General features: G+C 42.7%; 21 protein-coding genes, 1 pseudogene and 1 riboswitch. Of the genes and pseudogenes, 5 read left to right on the forward strand and 17 right to left on the reverse strand.

From position 1 onward, the window contains the following. Positions 1-24: 24 nt before the first annotated feature. The 7 genes from DESYODRAFT_RS28785 to cbiQ all read right to left on the reverse strand — a co-directional run bounded on the left by DESYODRAFT_RS28785 (position 25) and on the right by cbiQ (position 6,183). Positions 25-168 carry a hypothetical protein gene (locus DESYODRAFT_RS28785; protein ID WP_007785683.1) on the reverse strand — a complete coding sequence of 48 codons (144 nt, stop codon included), beginning with the start codon at positions 166-168 and terminating at the stop codon, positions 25-27. A 13-nt stretch (positions 169-181) separates the two neighbouring features. Then, positions 182-1,327, reverse strand: coding sequence for a uroporphyrinogen decarboxylase family protein (locus tag DESYODRAFT_RS19445; protein WP_007785685.1), 1,146 nt, complete (start codon positions 1,325-1,327; stop codon positions 182-184). 1 nt (position 1,328) lies between these two features. After that, positions 1,329-1,967, reverse strand: a complete 639-nt coding sequence (locus DESYODRAFT_RS19450; RefSeq protein ID WP_007785688.1) for a cobalamin B12-binding domain-containing protein — start codon at positions 1,965-1,967, stop codon at positions 1,329-1,331. Positions 1,968-2,357: 390 nt separating this feature from the next. Continuing rightward, on the reverse strand, positions 2,358-4,247 hold the full coding sequence (locus DESYODRAFT_RS19455) for a heavy metal translocating P-type ATPase (RefSeq protein ID WP_007785690.1): 1,890 nt from the start codon (positions 4,245-4,247) through the stop codon (positions 2,358-2,360). A gap of 15 nt (positions 4,248-4,262) precedes the next feature. After that, positions 4,263-4,442, reverse strand: a complete 180-nt coding sequence (locus DESYODRAFT_RS19460; protein WP_007785692.1) for a hypothetical protein — start codon at positions 4,440-4,442, stop codon at positions 4,263-4,265. Between the two features lie 122 nt (positions 4,443-4,564). Beyond that, on the reverse strand, positions 4,565-5,407 hold the full coding sequence (locus tag DESYODRAFT_RS19465) for an energy-coupling factor ABC transporter ATP-binding protein (protein WP_007785694.1): 843 nt from the start codon (positions 5,405-5,407) through the stop codon (positions 4,565-4,567). A gap of 5 nt (positions 5,408-5,412) precedes the next feature. After that, positions 5,413-6,183, reverse strand: coding sequence for a cobalt ECF transporter T component CbiQ (gene cbiQ, locus DESYODRAFT_RS19470; protein ID WP_007785695.1), 771 nt, complete (start codon positions 6,181-6,183; stop codon positions 5,413-5,415). Between the two features lie 309 nt (positions 6,184-6,492). On the opposite strand from cbiQ, the gene tnpA reads away from it, so the two are divergent. From tnpA to DESYODRAFT_RS19490, 4 genes are all read left to right on the forward strand, one after another. After that, a complete protein-coding gene (gene tnpA / locus DESYODRAFT_RS19475) occupies positions 6,493-6,828 on the forward strand; it encodes an IS66 family insertion sequence element accessory protein TnpA (RefSeq protein WP_007783983.1) in 336 nt (111 codons plus the stop codon). Beyond that, positions 6,825-7,196, forward strand: a complete 372-nt coding sequence (tnpB, locus tag DESYODRAFT_RS19480) for an IS66 family insertion sequence element accessory protein TnpB (protein ID WP_042338567.1) — start codon at positions 6,825-6,827, stop codon at positions 7,194-7,196. Before tnpA ends, tnpB begins: the two co-directional genes overlap by 4 nt. A 77-nt stretch (positions 7,197-7,273) precedes the next feature. After that, positions 7,274-8,896, forward strand: coding sequence for an IS66 family transposase (gene tnpC / locus DESYODRAFT_RS19485; protein WP_007783979.1), 1,623 nt, complete (start codon positions 7,274-7,276; stop codon positions 8,894-8,896). Next, entirely contained in the window at positions 8,883-9,161 is a 279-nt protein-coding gene (locus DESYODRAFT_RS19490; protein ID WP_007783977.1) for a hypothetical protein, read from the forward strand. Before tnpC ends, DESYODRAFT_RS19490 begins: the two co-directional genes overlap by 14 nt. 55 nt (positions 9,162-9,216) lie before the next feature. Beyond that, a riboswitch (cobalamin riboswitch) is annotated at positions 9,217-9,405 on the reverse strand. A 59-nt stretch (positions 9,406-9,464) separates the two neighbouring features. On the opposite strand, the gene DESYODRAFT_RS19495 is transcribed toward DESYODRAFT_RS19490, so the two are convergent. The 10 genes and pseudogenes from DESYODRAFT_RS19495 to DESYODRAFT_RS19535 all read right to left on the reverse strand — a co-directional run bounded on the left by DESYODRAFT_RS19495 (position 9,465) and on the right by DESYODRAFT_RS19535 (position 16,171). Beyond that, positions 9,465-10,994 carry a serine hydrolase domain-containing protein gene (locus tag DESYODRAFT_RS19495; RefSeq protein ID WP_007785696.1) on the reverse strand — a complete coding sequence of 510 codons (1,530 nt, stop codon included), beginning with the start codon at positions 10,992-10,994 and terminating at the stop codon, positions 9,465-9,467. A 94-nt stretch (positions 10,995-11,088) separates the two neighbouring features. Beyond that, complete coding sequence (locus DESYODRAFT_RS19500; RefSeq protein WP_007785697.1) at positions 11,089-11,427, reverse strand: DUF6054 family protein; 339 nt, start codon at positions 11,425-11,427, stop codon at positions 11,089-11,091. 77 nt (positions 11,428-11,504) lie between these two features. Beyond that, on the reverse strand, positions 11,505-11,906 hold the full coding sequence (locus DESYODRAFT_RS29625) for an acylphosphatase (protein WP_345788197.1): 402 nt from the start codon (positions 11,904-11,906) through the stop codon (positions 11,505-11,507). Continuing rightward, positions 11,887-12,801 carry a TIGR01777 family oxidoreductase gene (locus DESYODRAFT_RS19510; RefSeq protein WP_007785699.1) on the reverse strand — a complete coding sequence of 305 codons (915 nt, stop codon included), beginning with the start codon at positions 12,799-12,801 and terminating at the stop codon, positions 11,887-11,889. The genes DESYODRAFT_RS29625 and DESYODRAFT_RS19510 overlap by 20 nt, the downstream gene beginning before the upstream one ends. A gap of 182 nt (positions 12,802-12,983) precedes the next feature. Beyond that, the gene (locus tag DESYODRAFT_RS19515) at positions 12,984-13,385 is read right to left on the reverse strand and encodes a hypothetical protein (protein ID WP_007785700.1); all 402 of its coding nucleotides are present in this window, start codon (positions 13,383-13,385) and stop codon (positions 12,984-12,986) included. 32 nt (positions 13,386-13,417) lie between these two features. Continuing rightward, positions 13,418-13,495, reverse strand: a pseudogene (locus tag DESYODRAFT_RS30010) (hypothetical protein); the annotation flags it as partial. A 283-nt stretch (positions 13,496-13,778) separates the two neighbouring features. Continuing rightward, positions 13,779-14,567 (reverse strand): hypothetical protein, encoded by a 789-nt coding sequence (locus tag DESYODRAFT_RS19520; RefSeq protein ID WP_007785701.1) that lies wholly within the window; start codon positions 14,565-14,567, stop codon positions 13,779-13,781. A gap of 220 nt (positions 14,568-14,787) precedes the next feature. Continuing rightward, the gene (locus DESYODRAFT_RS19525; RefSeq protein ID WP_007785702.1) at positions 14,788-14,988 is read right to left on the reverse strand and encodes a hypothetical protein; all 201 of its coding nucleotides are present in this window, start codon (positions 14,986-14,988) and stop codon (positions 14,788-14,790) included. 42 nt (positions 14,989-15,030) lie between these two features. Next, positions 15,031-15,342 (reverse strand): hypothetical protein, encoded by a 312-nt coding sequence (locus DESYODRAFT_RS19530; RefSeq protein WP_007785704.1) that lies wholly within the window; start codon positions 15,340-15,342, stop codon positions 15,031-15,033. Positions 15,343-15,484: 142 nt separating this feature from the next. Then, positions 15,485-16,171: a hypothetical protein gene (locus tag DESYODRAFT_RS19535; protein WP_007785706.1), complete on the reverse strand. Its 687-nt coding sequence runs from the start codon at positions 16,169-16,171 to the stop codon at positions 15,485-15,487. A 1,592-nt stretch (positions 16,172-17,763) separates the two neighbouring features. Between DESYODRAFT_RS19535 and DESYODRAFT_RS19550 the strand changes: the two genes are divergently transcribed. Continuing rightward, positions 17,764-18,942, forward strand: coding sequence for a hypothetical protein (locus DESYODRAFT_RS19550; RefSeq protein WP_042338880.1), 1,179 nt, complete (start codon positions 17,764-17,766; stop codon positions 18,940-18,942). The last annotated feature ends 5 nt before the right edge of the window (positions 18,943-18,947 follow it).

An 18,947-nucleotide genomic window follows, 5' to 3' on the forward strand; every position in this document is an offset into this window, starting at 1 on the left:
CCCTTTATTTATTGCTGCGTTGCCTTAGGCACAGAGAAACATAATGAAGGAAAACATCATATCCTCATAACTCTGCATTTTCGGAGCCATGACCTGAGCCTCTTGCTCGTCAATTTCGGGATGCTCGGCAAGATATTCTTCCCATGTTTTATAGTAATTTGTGTTCATCAAGAGTCCCTCCTTAATAGCTGGCGTTATTAGCAACATAATCCAGGACAGCTTTGGTATTCTCTACATTAACACTATCTAAAGTGATAATAACTTTATCAAAACCAAAGCAATAGTTGCCGCCTGGCGCCATGATATCAATCAGTTCTTTGGCCTTGTCAACACACTCTTGCTTTGTTCCTGTTTTTAAAAGGGTAAGAGGGTATAAACCACCGATAATGTGCTTTTTGCCCAATTTCTCCTTAATAAGCTTAGGATCTCCATACTCAAACTGCATGATGGTTCCTGCAGGAAGTTCTTCCAAATAATCGAGATAACGCATCCAGTCCTGTTCGACGAACAGATTAGCTCTCATGCCCTTTTCAGCCAGTCCTTCAACTAATTTTTTAAAGCTTGGCCAGTATAACCTTTCAAAATCTTTCGTACGAAGGTAGGGAGCCATGTGCAAGGGAATGAAGGTAGCATTATATTTATTCGGGAAAGGCTGGGTACCCATTTTGATCATCAGAGGGGTTGCCGCATTGACTGCGGCTTCTACTTTATCGGGAATTCTTCTTACATCTAAGGAAATGTTCTTAAAGCCTCTTAACTGATCCGTCAGGATGTCGAAGGGTGCCTCGCAGAAGCCGGCAAAAAAGGTGGATGTGCAATAATTATATTTATTGACTAGATTGCCATAAATCCTAAACAGATTATTATTTTCATCAGTATAGGCTTTGAAGGCTTTAGCCATAACCAGAGATCTTGTTGCAGGATCGGAATTAAGTTCTGAATACAAGTTGGGTAAGACCTTCTCAACGATACAGTTATAAGGTGAGGCAATAAAATCATCATAATCTTCGACCTTAAGTCCTTCCACCTCCGGATGCTGTAAAAAGCCATTGGAACCCATCACAAAGTTTCTGGACCCTAATACTTTATAAAACGACGGCATTCTAAAGGCCGAAACCGGCAATAGGTCAGAATAGAAGTCATCACATACTTTTTCAAAACAGGCTTCCAGGTCAGTCGTATCCCATTGAACTTCTTTTAAATCCTTGCCGGCATATTGAATGGCAAATTCATGAGCAAATAAACCAACAACCGGTACACGCTTAGGAATCTTTCCATCCATGATATCCGTAACTAATTGTGTTCTTTCTGCCATCATATCAGTCATGTTAGCTCACCCACTTCTGACAAATTTTTACTCCCTCGGCGGCATTCGTGGTAAACGTGTCAGCACCGATCTGTTTACAGGCCTCTTCGGTAACTGGGTTGCCGCCGATGATCACTTTTACCTGATCCCGCATCCCGTCCTCTTCTAAGGCTTTAACAATTGCTTTCATTGAATCAATTGCCAGGGTGAGTACTCCGCTTAAACCTAAAATTTCCGGTTTTACCTCTTTAACCTTTTCAGCAAAAGCAGCAGGAGAAACATCGATGCCCAGATCATATACTTCAAAACCAGCGGCTTCGACCATGCTGGCAAAAATATTTTTGCCGATATCGTGCATATCGCCCTGAACTGTACCCACAACAATTTTGCCGATCTTACTGCTGTTTTCCCCGCCGATAACAGGTTTTAAAATATCAATGGCCCGATTCAGGAGTTCCCCAGCGAAAATAAGGTCGCCTACATAGTACTCTTTCTTTTCAAAGAAATCTCCGACTATGCTCATTCCTTGCTGACATGCTCCCACTACCAGATTGGCATCAGCGCTGCTGGGCTTGGAAGCAACGAACTCTTCCAGCAGATTTACCACCTGACCCTCATCTAAATCGCCAATGGCTTGGGTCAATACATTTAAATCTAGCATACCCTTTCACTCCCCTAACTATTAATTTACTTACATATACCTGTATATACAAGTATAAACAGGATCTTCATGGCTTTAGTTTACCATTTTACATATAAAAGTCAATAGGCAATATTCTAAAAATTTATAATATCGAAATCTTCCGCTGAGGGAAATTATTGGAGCCGCTACGGGCCTCCATACGTGGAACAAGCTCTCTTGCACCCATGTTCAGAGGAAGTTTCTTAACCTGTATCCTATTCCAGCGTTTTGATCAGCAATAAAAAAAGAGCCGATTCTTTCGGCTCCGGATATCTTTTTCTTGGGTTTCCCCACCCCGGCCTGAGGAGGTACCAATTCGGATCAAGTCCTTTAAATACTACGTCATTTCTTATTTGATATGATCCCAGACTATGCCTGTGTCCAAAGCTGCCCTCCGTTTATACCCCGGAATTTAAAGGTCAGCATTCTCGCTGAATTTAAGACCACTAAAAAAGATGCCCCATTATGAACCACAGCCGCAGCTATGGGTGAAAGGAGACCGGATGTGGCGAGGGTGATTCCCGCAATATTGACACACACCGCAAAGAACCAGATATTCTGCTTAATAATCTGCAAAGCCTTACGGCTCAAACCAAGGGTAAAGGGAACCATTCTTAAGTCATCGGCCATTAAAGCCATATCTGCGGATTCAATGGCTACATCCGTTCCTGCCGCTCCCATGGCGATCCCCACATCTGCGAGAGCCAGAGCCGGGGCATCATTAATTCCGTCGCCGACCATCGCCACAATTTCCCCCTCTTTTTGGAGAGACCGGATAAACTCCAGCTTTTCCTCCGGCAAAAGATTGGCCTTAAATTCCTTTATACCAACTTGCCGGCTGATGGAACGCGCAACCTTTTCATTGTCGCCTGTCAGGATAATAATCCTCTTCACACCGGATTCTTTGATCTCTTCCACTGCCTTTACCGCCTGTTCTCTAAGGGTATCGGCGATGGAAATTCCCCCTATAACTTCTCCATTGACTAGAACCAAAAGGGCAGTTCGTCCTTTTTCCTCCTGAGAGTCCAAAAACCCCCGGGCGGCATCACTGTCGGTTAATTTCTCCAGAATACGCCGATTGCCTACCTCAATCCTTGCCCCTTTATGCAGGCATTGGACCCCGCAGCCAAAAACAGACTTGAATTCCTGGGGATCTTCCTGAAGGGACAATTTCCTTCCCTCAGCTTCCCGCATAACTGCCTGGGCCAGAGGGTGTTCGGAATGCTTTTCCGCAAGGACTGCTGCCGAGAGAACTTCATCAGGAGTATAAGAGGCGAAAGGCTGGATTTCCACAACCTGAGGCCGGCCCGTGGTTAAGGTGCCGGTTTTATCCAAACAAATGGCGGTCACTTGGCCTGCCGTTTCAAGAGTAATCCCTCCTTTAATCAGGACCCCGCGCTTGGCCCCATTTCCGATACTTGCCACAACAGCCGTCGGCGTTGCTAAGACAAGGGCGCAGGGGCAGGCGATAACCAGAACCGCCATCACCCGCATTAAATCCTGCTCGGCGATCCAGACCAAGGCGCAGATTGCTAAAATGATGGGGGTAAAATACCTGGCAAATCGGTCTGCCGTTCTTTGGGTGCTGCCTTTACTTTCCTGAGCTTCATAAACCACTTTAATAATTTTTCCCAAAGTGGTCTGACTGCCCGTTTTTTCAGTTTGCACTTCAATGGCCCCGCTTAGATTAATCGTTCCTGCAAAAACCTTTGCTCCGCTGCTCTTTTCCACAGGAAGAGATTCTCCGGTTATGGAAGCCTCATTGATAACCGCCTCTCCCGCAGCTATGGTCCCGTCAACAGGAACCCGTTCACCGGGTTTAACCAGCACCTTTTCTCCTAAACTCACCTCTTCAACCGAAACAGAGATATACTCCCCATCCCGCTTGACCCAGGCCGTATCCGGCGACAATTGCACCAGCTCTCGTACCGCGCTGCGTGTCCGTTCCAAAGTAATATCTTCTAAGAACTCTCCGCCGACCATCATGAAGGCGACAATGGCTCCGGCCAAGTATTCGCCAACAAAGGTCGTCCCGATGAGAGCAAATACGATCAGCAAACCCGCCGTAATTTTTCTCGTTTCAATCATCGCCACCAAGGTTGACCAAGCGATAAAACCCCCGCCTAAAATCAGCGGGATAACGGCTAGATCAAAGCCCACCCATGCCTCCTGACCCGGAAGGGCAGCACAGATAATCAAAAGCAATAAGGTCCCGGGAAACAGAAATTTTCGAAGGTTAGTAAAGCTGGGATTCTTCACACTCAATCCCCTTTCTTAGAATTGGGTTTTCCATATCAGCAAACCGGCTATGGCCAGAACAACAATAATTCCGGACACAATTTTTATGAGGACGGAATGCTTGGCAGAGGAGGCATGACTGTGGCTGTGGCTGTGATTCTGATTGCCTTGATCCTTCTCAATATCTTCTAAAATTCCATGATGTCCTTCATGCATCGTTAAACCCTCCTTAATTCTCAAATATCCCCCCCAGGGGGTTATTTGAGGCAAAAATAAAACAAAACTTGCGTTTCGATTTCCTTGTTAACCCCGCATCACCCAATTAAAATGTCTCACTTCTATGGTACTAGCTTGGGAATGGTTTGCAACAGATCATCTTTAGTTTTAGGCAGGGGAGCAGAGGAAGCCAGCCAGCCCTTTACCACTAATTCACTGTGCATTTCGATGAGCCAAGGCAGCGCTAAATCAGCTCGTTTTACAATCTCCGGACGTATAAACAGCTCGCCGGGTTCTCCATCCGCAATGACCTCTCCTTTATACATTATGGCAATCCGGTCTGCCCAGGAATAAGCCAGATCCACATCATGAGTTGACAGGATAATCGTTATCCCCTTCTTACTCAGCTTTTCAAGAAGCTGCATAAACTCTTGAGAATGACGAGGGTCCATCCCTGCTGTGGGTTCATCAAAAATAATTATTTCCGGTTCCATTGCCAGAACGCCGGCGATAGAAACTCGTTTCTTCTGTCCATAACTTAATAAGTGAGTCGGTTTATCCTCCAAATCCATTGTCTCTGTTGCTGCCAAGGATTGGTTCACTCTGGAAACCACTGTTTCTTCTAACAGCCCCAGATTAATAGGCCCAAAGGATACATCCTGATAAACACTGGCGGAGAAGAGCTGACTGTCCGGATCTTGAAAGACAATTCCGACTTTCTTCCGCAATTCTATTAAATCTTTGTTTTTGTAAGAAATCTTTTGCCCGCGATACCTGACGGAACCTGAGCAGGGCTGGTAGATTCCGTTAAAATGCATAAATAACGTTGATTTGCCGGCACCGTTTGATCCCAAAATAGCTACTTTTTCTCCTCGTTTAACACGCAGATTTATTTTGCGCAAGGCATTAGTCCCATCAGGATAATGATATTCCAAGTCAAGGGCTTCTAGTATAATTTCCTGCAAATTGATCACCTCCCAAGTACATTCAATAGGATCAGAGCCAGTTCAAACATCACAATAACCATGTAATTTTTTAAATTGACCGGATACTTTTTGGTCAATACCTTAATTTCCCCTGTATAACAGCGGGCAGCCATGGCATTGTAAAGTTCTTGAGATTTTACAAAGACTTTGCCTAAAAGCGCTGTAAAAAGCCGGCTCATGGAGCGAAAGGAACTTTTCATTGAGACATAGCCTGATCTGGAAGTCTGAGCACGGTGAATTGTGACAGCCGTTTCCATAAAGACAAAGATAAACCGGTAAATAAGCACCATCAACTCTGTGATGATACTTGGAACCTTTAGCCTGTGAAGCAGTGAAATTATTTCAGTCATGGGGGTAGTAAGGGCCATAAAATAGAGACAAGACACAGCCCCCAAGGATCTCAGGAATAAATTAACAGCTGTAATAAAATCTGAGTAGTATACCCCGATTGTCAGACCATTAATTGTTTGAGCCAGCCAAAATCCTGCAGGGTCACGGGAAATTGAAAAAGCGACGGTCAGAACGCTGATCAGCAGAAATGAAAAGGGAATGAACATAAGCTTGACGAAAACCCGGACCGGGATACCTGCTTTAAAGATAATGCCCCCTGCCATAAGTAAGAGAATGATAAAAGGAGTCGTAACCGTCGGAGAAGTCAGACATACGACCATAGTAATAACTGCAAAAAGACACTTTTCGGCTGGATGCACTGTCTTTAGATTATTACTGTAGGCATAACAATCAATACTTATCATCTATAAATCGTCTCTCTTTCATTTCTGTCTTGGCTATGACACCTGCACCTGACTTCATTGTCTCTGCAACCCCTTTCTCTTGGTTCAATTGTTGTTTCACACACCTCCACAAACTGAAAGTATCCATCCCTCCTGCACATCAGACAGGGACATGGATACTCTAGTAAACACAAATATCCCGCCGCCCTATCCGTCGCAGGTGCAAGAATCAGATCGAAACAAGCGTAAGCGGTGGAACAAACACCGTCGTGTAGCTCAACCTCCCATCTGATACACTAAGGGCAAGTAATCAGATGGGAGGTTTTTAGGTTGAAATCCAAAGCTGAAACCCTGCAGCTCTGGGAACAGCGAATAAAGGAAAGAGTCCAAAATGGCATGACGATCGGAGAATGGTGCGAGAAGAATGGAGTGAGCAAGTACCGGTACAATTATTGGAATAAGCGGGTACGCGAAAAACTAAAAGCAGGTGAAGAACCGACCTTCGCCGAGGTTACCCCCATCCTTTCACCTGTCGATACAGCAAGTCAGAATTCGGTTTTATCTTCCGACTTTCAGATCTCTTTCAAAAGCATCCATGTAACCGTTCCTAGTAATTTCAATCCAGCCGCATTGGCGAGACTAATGAAGGTCCTGCAGGAATTATGATGCAGCATATCGCCGATGAGGCGGACCATATTTACTTGGCCCTGGGAGCCACCGATTTTCGCAAACAGCAAAGTGGACTAGCCTCCTTGGTGGCCTTGAAATTTAAACTGGATCCCCATGCGGGAACAAACGTCTTCCTGTTCTGCAATAAACGTCACAATGCCTTGCGAGCTTTACGCTGGGACGGCAACGGCTTTATCCTGGTCACCAAAGCGCTCTCCGACGAAATGAAATTCCAATGGCCGAAGAATCAGGGCGAAGTAAGGGACATTACCAAGCGGCAACTGGCATGGCTCTTGGAAGGATTGCAGGTTGACCAGAAAAAAGCGCACCAAGACATGGTTGACACGACTGGCATTATTTACTGAAAATGCTCTAAAATGCTGAGAAAATGGCACTTTTTTGGTATAATGGAAGTAAGAAATTTGATTAGGAAGAAAGCGCCATGCACGACGAAAAAGATCTGCGTATAGCACAACTTAAAATGGAAAACCAAAGACTGCATGAGAAAATTCACAGGTTAGAACACAATGTCGAAGCTCTCACGCAGGCCGTTTTGCATGCAGCAAAGCAGCGTTTCGGGGCATCCAGTGAGAAAACGCCGTCAACAGTAGGACAAGCATCCCTGTTCGGCGAGGAAGACGCAGATAACATTCCTTTACCTTATGCGCCCGTCCTTCAAATCAAGGAACACAAACGACCTGTACGAAAAAAAGGCGATCGTGAGAAACTCACGTTAGGGCTTTCCAGAGAAACCGTGGAATGTGTTCTGAATCCTGATGAATCGGCCTGTGGGATCTGTGGCAGTGAACTAAACGTCATTGGGAAGAAAAAAGTTCGTTCTGAGATGGAATATATCCCAGCAAAGCTGGTTATGAAAGACTATGTCCAAATGGTTTATAAATGTGTGGAATGCGGAAAGAACGACGAGAATCCCTACGATGCGATATACAGCGCGCCGGTGCCGGCACCTGTACTAACACACTCCATAGCCTCCCCGTCCAGCGCAGCTTGGATCCTGTACCAAAAATATGTGCTTTCGGTCCCTTTATACCGGCAGGAACGGGATTTTAAAAGGATGGGTGCAGCACTGAAAAGAGATACCATGGCCAACTGGGCCATACGATGCGCTGAAGATTGGCTGAGACCGCTGTATGACCGAATGCACGAACAATTGCTGAAATGCAGCATCATCATGAGTGACGAGACTTCTTGGCAGGTCAACCGCGAGCCAGGGAAAAAGGCTTCAAGCAAATCGTATATCTGGATCCACCGGAGTGGTAGTTGCGAGGGGCCGCCCATTATTCTCTACGAATACACACGAACCCGCTCGGGAGACCATGCCAGGAAATTTCTCGCAGGATTTAGCGGTTTTCATGTCAGCGACGCTTACGCGGGCTATGAAAAGGTGGAAGGCATCACACGGTGCCTCTGCTATAGTCACTTGCGGCGATATTACCTGGAAGCCATCCCCTTAGATTCCGGAAGAAAAGAGATCCCTGGTTCCGGCGGGGCGATCGGACGGGCTTACTGTGATAAACTTTTCCGGTTGGAACGCAAGTGGAAGAAACTACAACCGGCGGAGAGGAAAAAGAACCGGCTTATTTATAGCGTCCCTGTGTTGGAGGCCTTTTTCGCGTGGGCGGAAACGACAAGGACCCAGCAGGAGAATCTGAGAAAAGCCTTGAATTATACCTTGAACCACAAGAAATACTTCACCAACTTCTTGCTGGACGGAAGAATTCCCCTGTCCAATAATTTATCCGAAGTCGCCGTGAAACCCGTAGCTCTCACGAGGAAGAACTCTCTGTTTTCGGATTCAGTGGCAGGGGCCAAAGCTTCCGCTATCATATTTAGCATCGTAGGGACAGCAAATGCCAACAACCTGGATCCCTACAAATATTTGGAGTATATATTCCGCGCGTTGCCGAATCTGGAGTTTACATCGGATGATACGATATTGGATGACTATCTGCCATGGTCCGAGAAGGTGCAGCTTGAATGTCGGATGCAAAATACCAAAACGGAAGTTAAAGAGAAGGATGACCAAAGAGATGAAACTGCCTAATATTGATTTCTTAATGAACATGACCAAGGAATATCTAGACGGTAAGATTGACAGCATGACCTACAGCCTGGATTTTCCCCATGAGCTTGATCAGCGATACAAAAAGGCGCATCGTGAAGATGATGATTATTGTGAACTGATTTATGAGTGTCTTTATGAAGAAGGAATAGGCATGTATAATGAGCTATCCGATGGGGAATTCAAAAAGCTGATACGGAAACAGTATAACTACATCAAAAAAATTGCCCGAGAAGGATTTTATTAAAAACAGCTCCACTTCAAAAACAGTGGGGCTGTTTTTATCCCACACGGTATGTGTTCCACCGCTTACGAAACAAGCAGGTTTCCTGGCTTTAGGTCATCATTACTCCACGTCTTCCCGAAACAAATCCAGTGACACTATGTGAAGCAACTCCCTATTACAGTGGCGGGACCGCGTCAGACTCTTACTGACTTCCCTTTTAAATTCTTTTCCTCAGAAAAGAATCACTCATTCCCGGATATTAAATTGCTTTCATTATAACCTAAATAAACTGTTTTGTAATCATAAAATTGTTCAGATTGCTCCTTAACTCAATAGTTTAGGACCATCATAGGGGAACCATGCCAGCAACAATAAAATCAACGCAAAAATAAACAATGAAATTCCCAGCCAACCGGCGGCAATCGGAAATACCGAGGATATAAATAAATAATCCTGACTGATACACCATAAAAGACCTGCAGCCAAAATAACAGACAACCCGCTCTGTACTAAGCGTAAGAGTCCAAAATCCTTCCATAGCGGTAAAAAACGACGTTTTCCGGAAATTAACCCTTGCCCGATTCCCCAAACTTGCCGCAACATGCTAAACCAAAATAGACCTATTAAAAGCCACAGGGCATTTTGTACCCAAATGATCTTACTCATTCCAACTGATTCAAACCCGCTCCACGCCGCCCACTTATCTAATATATAAGCGAAAAACGGCCAACTCCGCTGGCTGTTTGTCAAAATAACAATACCATCACCTGTTTCCGGAACAGCCTGAAAATAAGACATTACCCCACCACCTTGACCACCATTAGCAACGGACTTTTTACCATTAGCTAAGGTCTCAATGTAATATCCTAATCCATATGAATCAAAAACCAGACCGTAAATACCTGGGTTTTCAACCATGGGACTATAAAGTTTATTGATATTTTCAGGGGTCAGAACTCTCTGCTCCGAATGGAAATAGTTTGTCATTCCGGCCCCGACAAAGGCAGCTATATCCTCTACGCTAGCAAAAAGACCGCCTGAAGCTTTCTCAGGATAAATGTAGACCGGTATGGGATTACCTTTGGAGTTATAACCTATAGGAACAGCCGGCTTGAGTTCCTCACTCCAGGTAAAGCTGGAATTGTCCATCCCCATGGGAAGTAAAACCTCTTCTGTTATATATTCCGCAAACTCACGGCCGGTAACCTCTTCGATCAATAATTCGAGCAAGTTATATCCTGTATTTGAATACAGAAATGATACACCGGGTTCTTGTATAAGAACCGCTTGTTTCGTTAAACTTTCTTTTAAGGAAGGGATTTCATCCTTTGGGGAATAACGTTCAAAGATATCCCCTAAAGGCATACCGGATGTATTGGCAAGCAGCTGCCTTACGGTTACTTTTTCCTCGGAAAATTGAGATTCCGGGAACTCCCAGTTTTTTATGTATTGTTTCACAGGCTGATCCAGATCTATTTTTCGCTGTTCAACTAATTTCATTACTGCCCAGGCAGTGACTGACTTAGAAATAGACTCTACCCGGCAATATGTATCCGCCGTCATTTTTCGTCCCTGCTCAAGGTTGGCATAACCATAAGCTTTGGCCCAGATGGTCTCACCCTTTTGAATCAGAGCAATACTCACTCCCGGAATATTATAGTCCTTCATCAGGACAGGAATACATTCGTCAAGATGTGTGGTAAACTCTTGGAAAGAAGCATCTTTTTTCACCTTCGTTATTTTGTGAACATTCGAAACTGAAAGCACCAGTACGAAAGAAATAATTAAGGACAGGGATAGTCTTAACCATAATTTATCAATGAGCTTTGATACACCTACTTTTTTGACACTCATAGTAATTTAGTCTTCTCCCCTTATTCTTTACCTATTACTACTACTCTGAGCAGACTATTTCCAACGTCAGATCGTGCAGGTCTTCAAAGGCATATCATTGTTCCATTCGCTCTATACTCTTTTGCACGATTGCCACCATATCATCTTCTGCACCAAGACTAAAGTTAAACAAAATACCCTGTCCTCCGCCGGCACCAATTGCTGAAATGAATATATTATTTCCGCGGCCAGCTATGGTAAGGCTTAAGCTTGCTCTGTTTCCGTTTCTCATAAAATATTTATCATAAACCCGAACTGCTATATTTGTATCTCCCGCCGCATAATTACTTTCATCAACTAACTTCATAGTTAAACCACTATTGCCAATATCGGTTTCTAAACGATTGAGTACTTTTTGAAATTGGCCTGTAATAGATGCTTCATACTTTGCCATGTTTCTTCCGCCTCCACTATTAGTAAAAAACATTTACTCGATTTGTTTATATCAGTACCCCTATGAAACGACAGGGATTACTTTATTACCGTAAAATTTGTCTCATCATCTACTATGGGCAGTTCTTGAATTGCCACATCACTGACTGATGCTCTTTTTAATGATTTTAAACATTTAATTAGGAAAAGGATTTTCGCATTTTCTCCTTGTATTTCAGCCTCAACATTTTTATCATTTCTATTTTTTACCCATCCGGTTAAACACAGGCGTTTCGCCAGTTCATAGGTTTCCAATCTGAACCCCACCTTCTGTACTCTTCCCGAAAATATTAGCCTGTTCCTTATAATTGGCGATGGTTCAAATAAAGGTAACTTAATATGACTGACTTGATTGATAACATAGCCATCTCTTATTTTTTTCAAATAGTACATGAGCCTCAAACCGAAACCTCTCCTTATATTAAAATGTTCCCAAAGCATCCTCTAAGGCGGATTTCAAATCAGGAAACCGAAATTCAAAACCGGCCTCAACAATTTTTTTAGGAATAGCCCGTTGACCGTGCAGCAGCATTTCTGACATTTGGCCCAGCGCCATTCTCAACAAGAATTCCGGAGCTGGAAGCCAGGATGGTCTGCCTAATACTTCTCCTAAAGTTTTAGAGAAGTCTTTCATAGTCACCGGATTTGGGGCAGTTCCATTGACAGGACCCGTAACTTGATCCTGTTCAATAATGAATCTTAGCATCCTTAATAGGTCTTGAATATGTATCCAGGAAAGCCATTGATCTCCTTTCCCCAACGGACCGCCCACATAAAATTTATAGGGCGTTACCATTCTTGCAAGTGCACCTTGGCTGCCTAATACTATCCCGATGCGAATGGTTACAACTCTCGTTGATTGCTTATGAACCTTGTAAGCTTCCGCTTCCCATTTCCGGCAAACTTCAGCAAGAAAATCCTGTCCCGGAGCTTCACTCTCAGTTATCTTTTCATTCTGATGAGATCCATAGTATCCTACCGCTGATGCGTTAATCAGAACTTTTGGCTTTATAGTCCCATCATTTATGGCATTAACAATAGCCCGCGTACTATTGATCCTACTATTCAAAATTTCCGGCTTCACTGAATCGGTCCAGCGACGATTACCGATTGACTCCCCGGCAAAATTTATCACTCCATCAATGGCGCCGAGATTGCGAATTGACGATAGAGGAGTCGTATTGTCCCATTCCAGCAACTCAACATCACTTTCAATTTTGTTTGCTATCATTTGCCGATTCCTCGTTATGACCGATACCTGATAACCACAAGAGAGTAATTCTTCAGTCAGATGCCTTCCCAAAAAACCTGTTCCGCCAAAAATTAAAACATTCATATACACCCACACCTCAAAAAATTATCTTTGCTGCGCTCAACCGTCCAACGGTACTTCTAATCTTTTTCAGCCGGTCTTCAGTATTATCGAATCTGATAATTGGCCTTCATTCCTTTGCATGGTCAGTCTTTTCTATAGACTTTCCAAACCATTGAATTAATCCAATGAGATCACCTATTTAGTTACGCTTTCATAGTTTTAAACTCAACAAGATCATTGACATATAAAAAAGTATTACTAATAATAAACCCGATACACAATACGCTCCCTGTCATTGTTGTCAATTCAGATAGCGAATCATCAATCAAAATTGGTAGAGCAAGAGCAACAATTATCAAGAATGGGTGTAATTTATTTAAAATACCAATTAATCCTTGCTTTTCTCTATTTATGAATAGATTCACTATGCCAATTGCCCCAAATACAATTGGTGTTGTAAAAATAAAATGCAAAAATTGAAATCCTTCCGGCATTCGCCACGGAACATCATATAACGAGGTATAAATCACAAATGCAAGTATGATGCCTACTAAAGTAACTATGTAGATAATAGTCTGTAATATGAATCTATTATTAATTCCCACCGTACCACTATACCTCCCTTGCAAGATAAATTTTCCCGCTCATCTTCGGGAATCCCCAGAAGGAGAAGGGTCTGGCAGTAACCCAAATTCGTCGGCGCCGACGAATTTGATCCCCACCTCTCTATATTCCTCGTTGTTAAGAAACTCACTCATGAGAGGTAAGATTATCCCGTTCTCGAAAGTCGCTTTTCTGGTCTACTCATCGGGATTCACCGTTTTGATGGAGATGCATACAGATCGCCTTATGAGACAGGGCATACTCTTTTTCCCGATCGTTTCTGCCCCAACGTTTCTAAAAATGAAGTACATTGAGGTTGCGCCAAGTTATTTGTCCTATCTTTGTGAACCCTGTGTAAATCGAATCACCATTTGAATAACCGTGTGCGCATGTTATTACCCCACAATAACCTTTACCGGGACTATACATACGTCCTGCCGGAGTAGATTTAGTGGGTTAAAACCGAGAATGCCATTGTTACGAATTTCAGAAGTTCCACCAATATTAGCTATAAATTTAGGTAGATCATCCGGATCAATCTCAACAAAGGAGAACATATCTTCACCAAAAAGGGAAGTTAAATCCCTTTTTGCTTCTTCACCTTCGCTGCTAGCATAAACACCAATTGAAATTTTATTGTTTCTTATATCAATTGAAGAGTTACCTATACCTTTATGTTGATTAGCATTTTCATTTAAATAAGTATAGACCTTCAATAACTCTGCGTAGCTATACTTTACACTCTTTACAGTTACTGAATTAGCGATTACTTTATTAGAAGAGTTTAGTAATTTGCCAGAAAACTCTTCATTGTTGTTCATGGCTTTGCTTAACATATCACTGCCATTTCTATAGCAAAGCACCAGTTCGCCATTTTCCTCCATATACATCCCGCCATATTGATTGTTTGTATACTTACTATAATCTTCTGCATGAAACTCTTTAATAATAAAGTTGCTTGGTGTTTTAACTTTTGAGGAATCTATAGCACTCAATAGCTTAGAATCATTATAGGTGAACGCAAGAGCTTCAAAAACCTCTTCCTCGCTAAGATAGCCACCGCCATTACCCATATTATATTCTGATTCAATATTTTCGTTTGATGTTACCACATATGCAGAAAATCCAGAAAGCATCATAAATATGCATAATAATACTACTACAAGAATCTTTTTGTTTTTCATTATACTATCTCCCGATTTATTATTTGGTCTTTTTTAATAAGATGTAAGCTGGATTTCCGGAAACACGTAACGAGAAGGACCTCAACCCACATCAATACTAAAAATTTAACTCGTTATGTGTTTTTCTCATAACGATGATTTTAAAGACAACAGCATATAGGGTTTATGAAGTCCAGTCATGGACGGCAACCCTTCCAAGGAAAACCTTACTCAGCTAATGTTATATTAAAACCTTCATTGTTTGCAGTAAGCCAATAGTCAATAGTGCTAATCCTGAAATTCTTTCTCCTCGGACAAGCCTATTTATTTCCATCGGAATCCTTTCCTTAACCCAATTGATATACCATTCTTGGTACGATAAAAAAGTCAGAATAATCCCGAAAGCAGAAAGAATTAAGCCTAATATTAATCCTAACTCCATTACACATACCCCCAATTACAAGTTCCTCAATCAGGGTTTTAATTATTGGCTTAAAACCGTTAATCCTAACCACCCGATAATACCAACATACGGTAATACGAAAATCCACGCTAATCTATTTTTCTCATATTTTATAGCCAACGCCGAACCAATAAAGAATGTGGGAAGAGCATACATGATATATCTAAATTTCGGAGTGGAGCCCAAATACCAGGATATTGGTATAGCAAAAATCGCTCCTAAAATTATTAACCAAATCCTCTTGGAGGATATTCCGATACTTACAAGAACGATTGCCGTAATAATTCCGGGCCATCCAATAAGCGCTCTTAGCAATCCATAAAGCATTTCCATAGACATCACTCCTCTTGTCGATCACCTGGATCAGATATAGTTCGCTTGGAACTGTTTTATGATCAACATGACACTCCGAAATGCCATTTTTCATAATGTCCCGCGGGTTTGCGAGGTCGGGTAGTCCGGCTTAGAGAGCTAATCAAAGATTATGTCCAACTTTCCGATTTTCATTATTAGAAAACAAAATAAGATCTGGACCATTCATTGTTCCCGTTCCATTATTGTCATTCTTCAATGGAATAGTTGTATAAGATAAAATTGTTTGTCTTTGACCAGGGTATAGAATGAAAGTCCCAGGATCTTCTAAACTCTCTACACTTGTCAAAATCAAATCCCCTGAAAACCATTCATGGGCAATAAAGCTATCTGATGGAATCTTAATACCAAATTCTACCGGATCGTTTCCGTAATTTGTAAGAGGAATTGCGCCAATTATCTCAAGCTTGTTATTGTCTAATGAGCTCCTAATATTAAAATGGCTGTTTCTAGAGTCATATTCAACTGTAGCCAGACCGCTCTGCATTCTAAAATAAACCGGTTTTACTAGAGACACAACTGACGGAGTAATTGTTAATAAAAAAATTAGCAGTACGATAAGTTGTCGGCTAGACATCACCCTTCTTGCCTCAAGACATCCGATAATAAATAATACATAATAAATTATTATAGGATAGTGAAAACCAGTTTGACCATTCGACCATGGGGATATCCCAAACCCTAATAACATCTTGTCCCCGATTGAAAATCCAGTTTCAGTCGTATGTCCTAAAAAAATAGCGAAGAAAATTAATAGTACCGAAATTATCGCCTGCCTTGAAATTTTCAATTTATATCCCTCACTTTATTCTCGAAATTTCAATCTACATTATGATAAATCTTCAAAGAAAACTCTAAAACGGGCTATAGCATATAACGTCATTCATAATCTCTCTCAGATTTTGGGAATACGTTGTTATACGGCGTAACGACAGATTGTACCTTAAATTATCAAACGCAAGTAATAATGCCATATAGAAATAAAGGTAGGGGTTTCAACTATGCTCCCGTGCAAATAGTAAAACCTCTACCTTGTTATGACTGAATGCCTTTCTTTTGAGATTGTAACTGGATAAGAGTATCAAGTTTTACTAGTAGTTCCTTGTCATTCTCGGTTTTCCGTTTAAAGAATTGTATAGTACTAATTATTAAGTATGCAATCAGAGCCAAAAGACCAATATAGATCACTAAGCCAAGAAATCTAAGTATGCCGAATCCAACGCTTGGTCCCATATAATTCATAATGATTATTCTCCTTCATCACAAATAATTTAACATACAACAGTTTTCTCCATAAAGCTATCCAAATCCTCCTTTTACCAGAAAAATGAATAGTACCCATTATCGCCAATTTCTATATAGATGGCGACCCTTGATTCACAGGCTGCCATGGACGACAGACCCTTTGACTATTTCTGCTTTATTTTTAAATTCCTAATCCCTAAAATCTCCTCAAGATCTTCCTTTTCTTCCGTAACAAAATAGCTTGATGATTCATGGGATGTATTAACGAGCCAAAGTTTATTCCCTTTCATAAATGATAAATCTTCTGGCAGATCAGGTTGCACCCATGAGTGTAAAGAATTCGAAACCTCTTTTAATATTTTCTTTGCATGGTTATCAGTTTTGAAATAACATACTATGGCAGGTTCTCCACCGCCTAATATAGTTCCTGGCCATTCAAACTGTTCTCTGATTTCATAAGCGAATTGGATAAACTACTCAAGACTAACTTAGCTTGAGAAGATAAAAAAAGGTCTTTTCTTACCACTAATATAAACTCATTACAATACTTAAAGGCCTTATCAATTACATCTTGATAAACATCATCTTTGGGGTCAGAAGTGATAAACAGCATATACAATCCTCCATCAAACATTCAACCTCAAAAGCTAGTCTCCTACGGTTCCGGCCATGGATGGCAGGTCTCTTGCCATCTTTCAGATAACGTCCTGCGAATCGACGACGCGTCATATCTCATACATCATGGCTGAGAAAAATAAGCAAAGCATAATTCGGAGAAATAGTTTCAAACACTAGCAGGAACATCACAAACATACTGACAAAAAAGTAAATTACGCTGAACAAAACATCACCCCTTGCGAGAACCACTTTTAAAACTTTATGCTAAAGAAGCAACCCCGATACGCGAATGACAGATGACTTTTAACCCGGATGAAGAGATGAGAAGATAAGTACGGAACAACCCCTTCCATGATTTTACTATTCTCTATTTTTCTACAAAACCCTTTATTAAAAAGCGACCAACTGTAATATTGGAACTCGGTGAGGATATCAAAACCGCCTTCACTGTCGCTTGCCCGAGTAGCGTCGGGGCTCAAAGTCCTGAATGGAAGCCCGCTTGCGTTCGGAGAGGGCAGTATGAAAGAGAGGATAAAAAATATGCTGAATTTCAAAAAACGCTCCCTCGTGATTATTGCTGCGGCAGTGGCTCTGGCGGCTGTGTTGATTGTGGGGTTTGCGGTGAACAGGGCTGATGAAACGAGTGAAAAATGGGATAGGCGTCCAATGATTATGGTTGACGGCCAAATCTATATGGATACCGGAAAACAAATGGCGATAGAAATTGACGATTCAGCGATTTTAGGAACAATCACATCATCAGTAGACGGTACAGAAAAGCCAGCCAAAAATGGTGAAAGCAATTTTGGCTGCGAAGGCGCACAATACGCTTTGTATGATGGTGGCCTGGTTGTCATGTTGCAAAACGAATGGGTATTCTTTGAGGGAGAAATGAAGCGCGGCGACAAATCACCCGTTTCTGAGATAGATTTTGCCGGCATTCAGGCCAAACGGCTGACCCAACACCTTTTAGACTTTGCCGAAATCCCCCGGGGCGAAGATTTGCGCGCGCAGGAATATTCCGGCGACTGGGACGGCGACGGAAAGGCTGACCGGGCATATTTTTCTGAAGAACCCACACAGGCTGCGGGGTACAACTATCGTAACCGGGTGGTGGCGGAACTGGGCAACGGCGAGCGCATCATAGCCGATTCCGATGAACTAGAGCAGATGAGCAGTTGGGGCGGCAGCTTTTTGATCGAGTCCGCAGATTTGACCGGCGATGGGCAGAACGAAATCCTGCTTCTGATTGACTTGGGCGGTCAGGGCGGCAGGGGGAGCTTTGGCTTATACCCCTATGTTAGAATGGGAAGCGGCTGGATGTTGATGGATGCGCCGCACCACGGGTTTCCCCTGGCACTGGATTACAAAGACGGCAGAGCAACGGTGACCAGCGGGGATTATTCCGAAACCGTAGCGTGCGATGCGCTACTCACTGCGCATTATGCGGCAAGCGACAACAAATACGAGCGGGAGCAGGTGAAGGGCAAAGACTATCATGAGGAATACGCGGCAGATTCCATCTGCGACATTGCCCTGAAACAGGAAAGCGGCAGAACCGTGGTCAAAGTTTCCCAGTATGTCGCGGGGATTACCGGCGTTCACGTGGATGGCCTTGGATACTTGGTGACCACCCTTTCCTGGAGTGCGAATGGGAGGTATTCCGTGGACGACATGTATTTCGTGTTTATGCCCTAAGATGT

Source organism: Desulfosporosinus youngiae DSM 17734 (assembly GCF_000244895.1).
In the GTDB taxonomy this organism is placed as follows: domain Bacteria; phylum Bacillota; class Desulfitobacteriia; order Desulfitobacteriales; family Desulfitobacteriaceae; genus Desulfosporosinus; species Desulfosporosinus youngiae.

Excerpts from the sequence above, each read along its gene's own strand:
- DESYODRAFT_RS19530 (WP_007785704.1), bottom strand. The coding sequence starts at position 15,342 with ATGGAAATGCTTTATGGATTGCTAAGAGCGCTTATTGGATGGCCCGGA.
- tnpB (WP_042338567.1), top strand. The coding sequence starts at position 6,825 with ATGATGCAGCATATCGCCGATGAGGCGGACCATATTTACTTGGCCCTG.
- DESYODRAFT_RS19500 (WP_007785697.1), bottom strand. The coding sequence starts at position 11,427 with ATGGCAAAGTATGAAGCATCTATTACAGGCCAATTTCAAAAAGTACTC.
- DESYODRAFT_RS19460 (WP_007785692.1), bottom strand. The coding sequence starts at position 4,442 with ATGCATGAAGGACATCATGGAATTTTAGAAGATATTGAGAAGGATCAA.
- DESYODRAFT_RS19525 (WP_007785702.1), bottom strand. The coding sequence starts at position 14,988 with ATGGAGTTAGGATTAATATTAGGCTTAATTCTTTCTGCTTTCGGGATT.
- DESYODRAFT_RS19495 (WP_007785696.1), bottom strand. The coding sequence starts at position 10,994 with ATGAGTGTCAAAAAAGTAGGTGTATCAAAGCTCATTGATAAATTATGG.
- tnpC (WP_007783979.1), top strand. The coding sequence starts at position 7,274 with ATGCACGACGAAAAAGATCTGCGTATAGCACAACTTAAAATGGAAAAC.
- DESYODRAFT_RS19520 (WP_007785701.1), bottom strand. The coding sequence starts at position 14,567 with ATGAAAAACAAAAAGATTCTTGTAGTAGTATTATTATGCATATTTATG.
- DESYODRAFT_RS19450 (WP_007785688.1), bottom strand. The coding sequence starts at position 1,967 with ATGCTAGATTTAAATGTATTGACCCAAGCCATTGGCGATTTAGATGAG.
- DESYODRAFT_RS19550 (WP_042338880.1), top strand. The coding sequence starts at position 17,764 with ATGAAAGAGAGGATAAAAAATATGCTGAATTTCAAAAAACGCTCCCTC.
- DESYODRAFT_RS28785 (WP_007785683.1), bottom strand. The coding sequence starts at position 168 with ATGAACACAAATTACTATAAAACATGGGAAGAATATCTTGCCGAGCAT.
- DESYODRAFT_RS19510 (WP_007785699.1), bottom strand. The coding sequence starts at position 12,801 with ATGAATGTTTTAATTTTTGGCGGAACAGGTTTTTTGGGAAGGCATCTG.
- cbiQ (WP_007785695.1), bottom strand. The coding sequence starts at position 6,183 with ATGATAAGTATTGATTGTTATGCCTACAGTAATAATCTAAAGACAGTG.
- DESYODRAFT_RS29625 (WP_345788197.1), bottom strand. The coding sequence starts at position 11,906 with ATGCTTTGGGAACATTTTAATATAAGGAGAGGTTTCGGTTTGAGGCTC.
- DESYODRAFT_RS19490 (WP_007783977.1), top strand. The coding sequence starts at position 8,883 with ATGAAACTGCCTAATATTGATTTCTTAATGAACATGACCAAGGAATAT.
- DESYODRAFT_RS19445 (WP_007785685.1), bottom strand. The coding sequence starts at position 1,327 with ATGACTGATATGATGGCAGAAAGAACACAATTAGTTACGGATATCATG.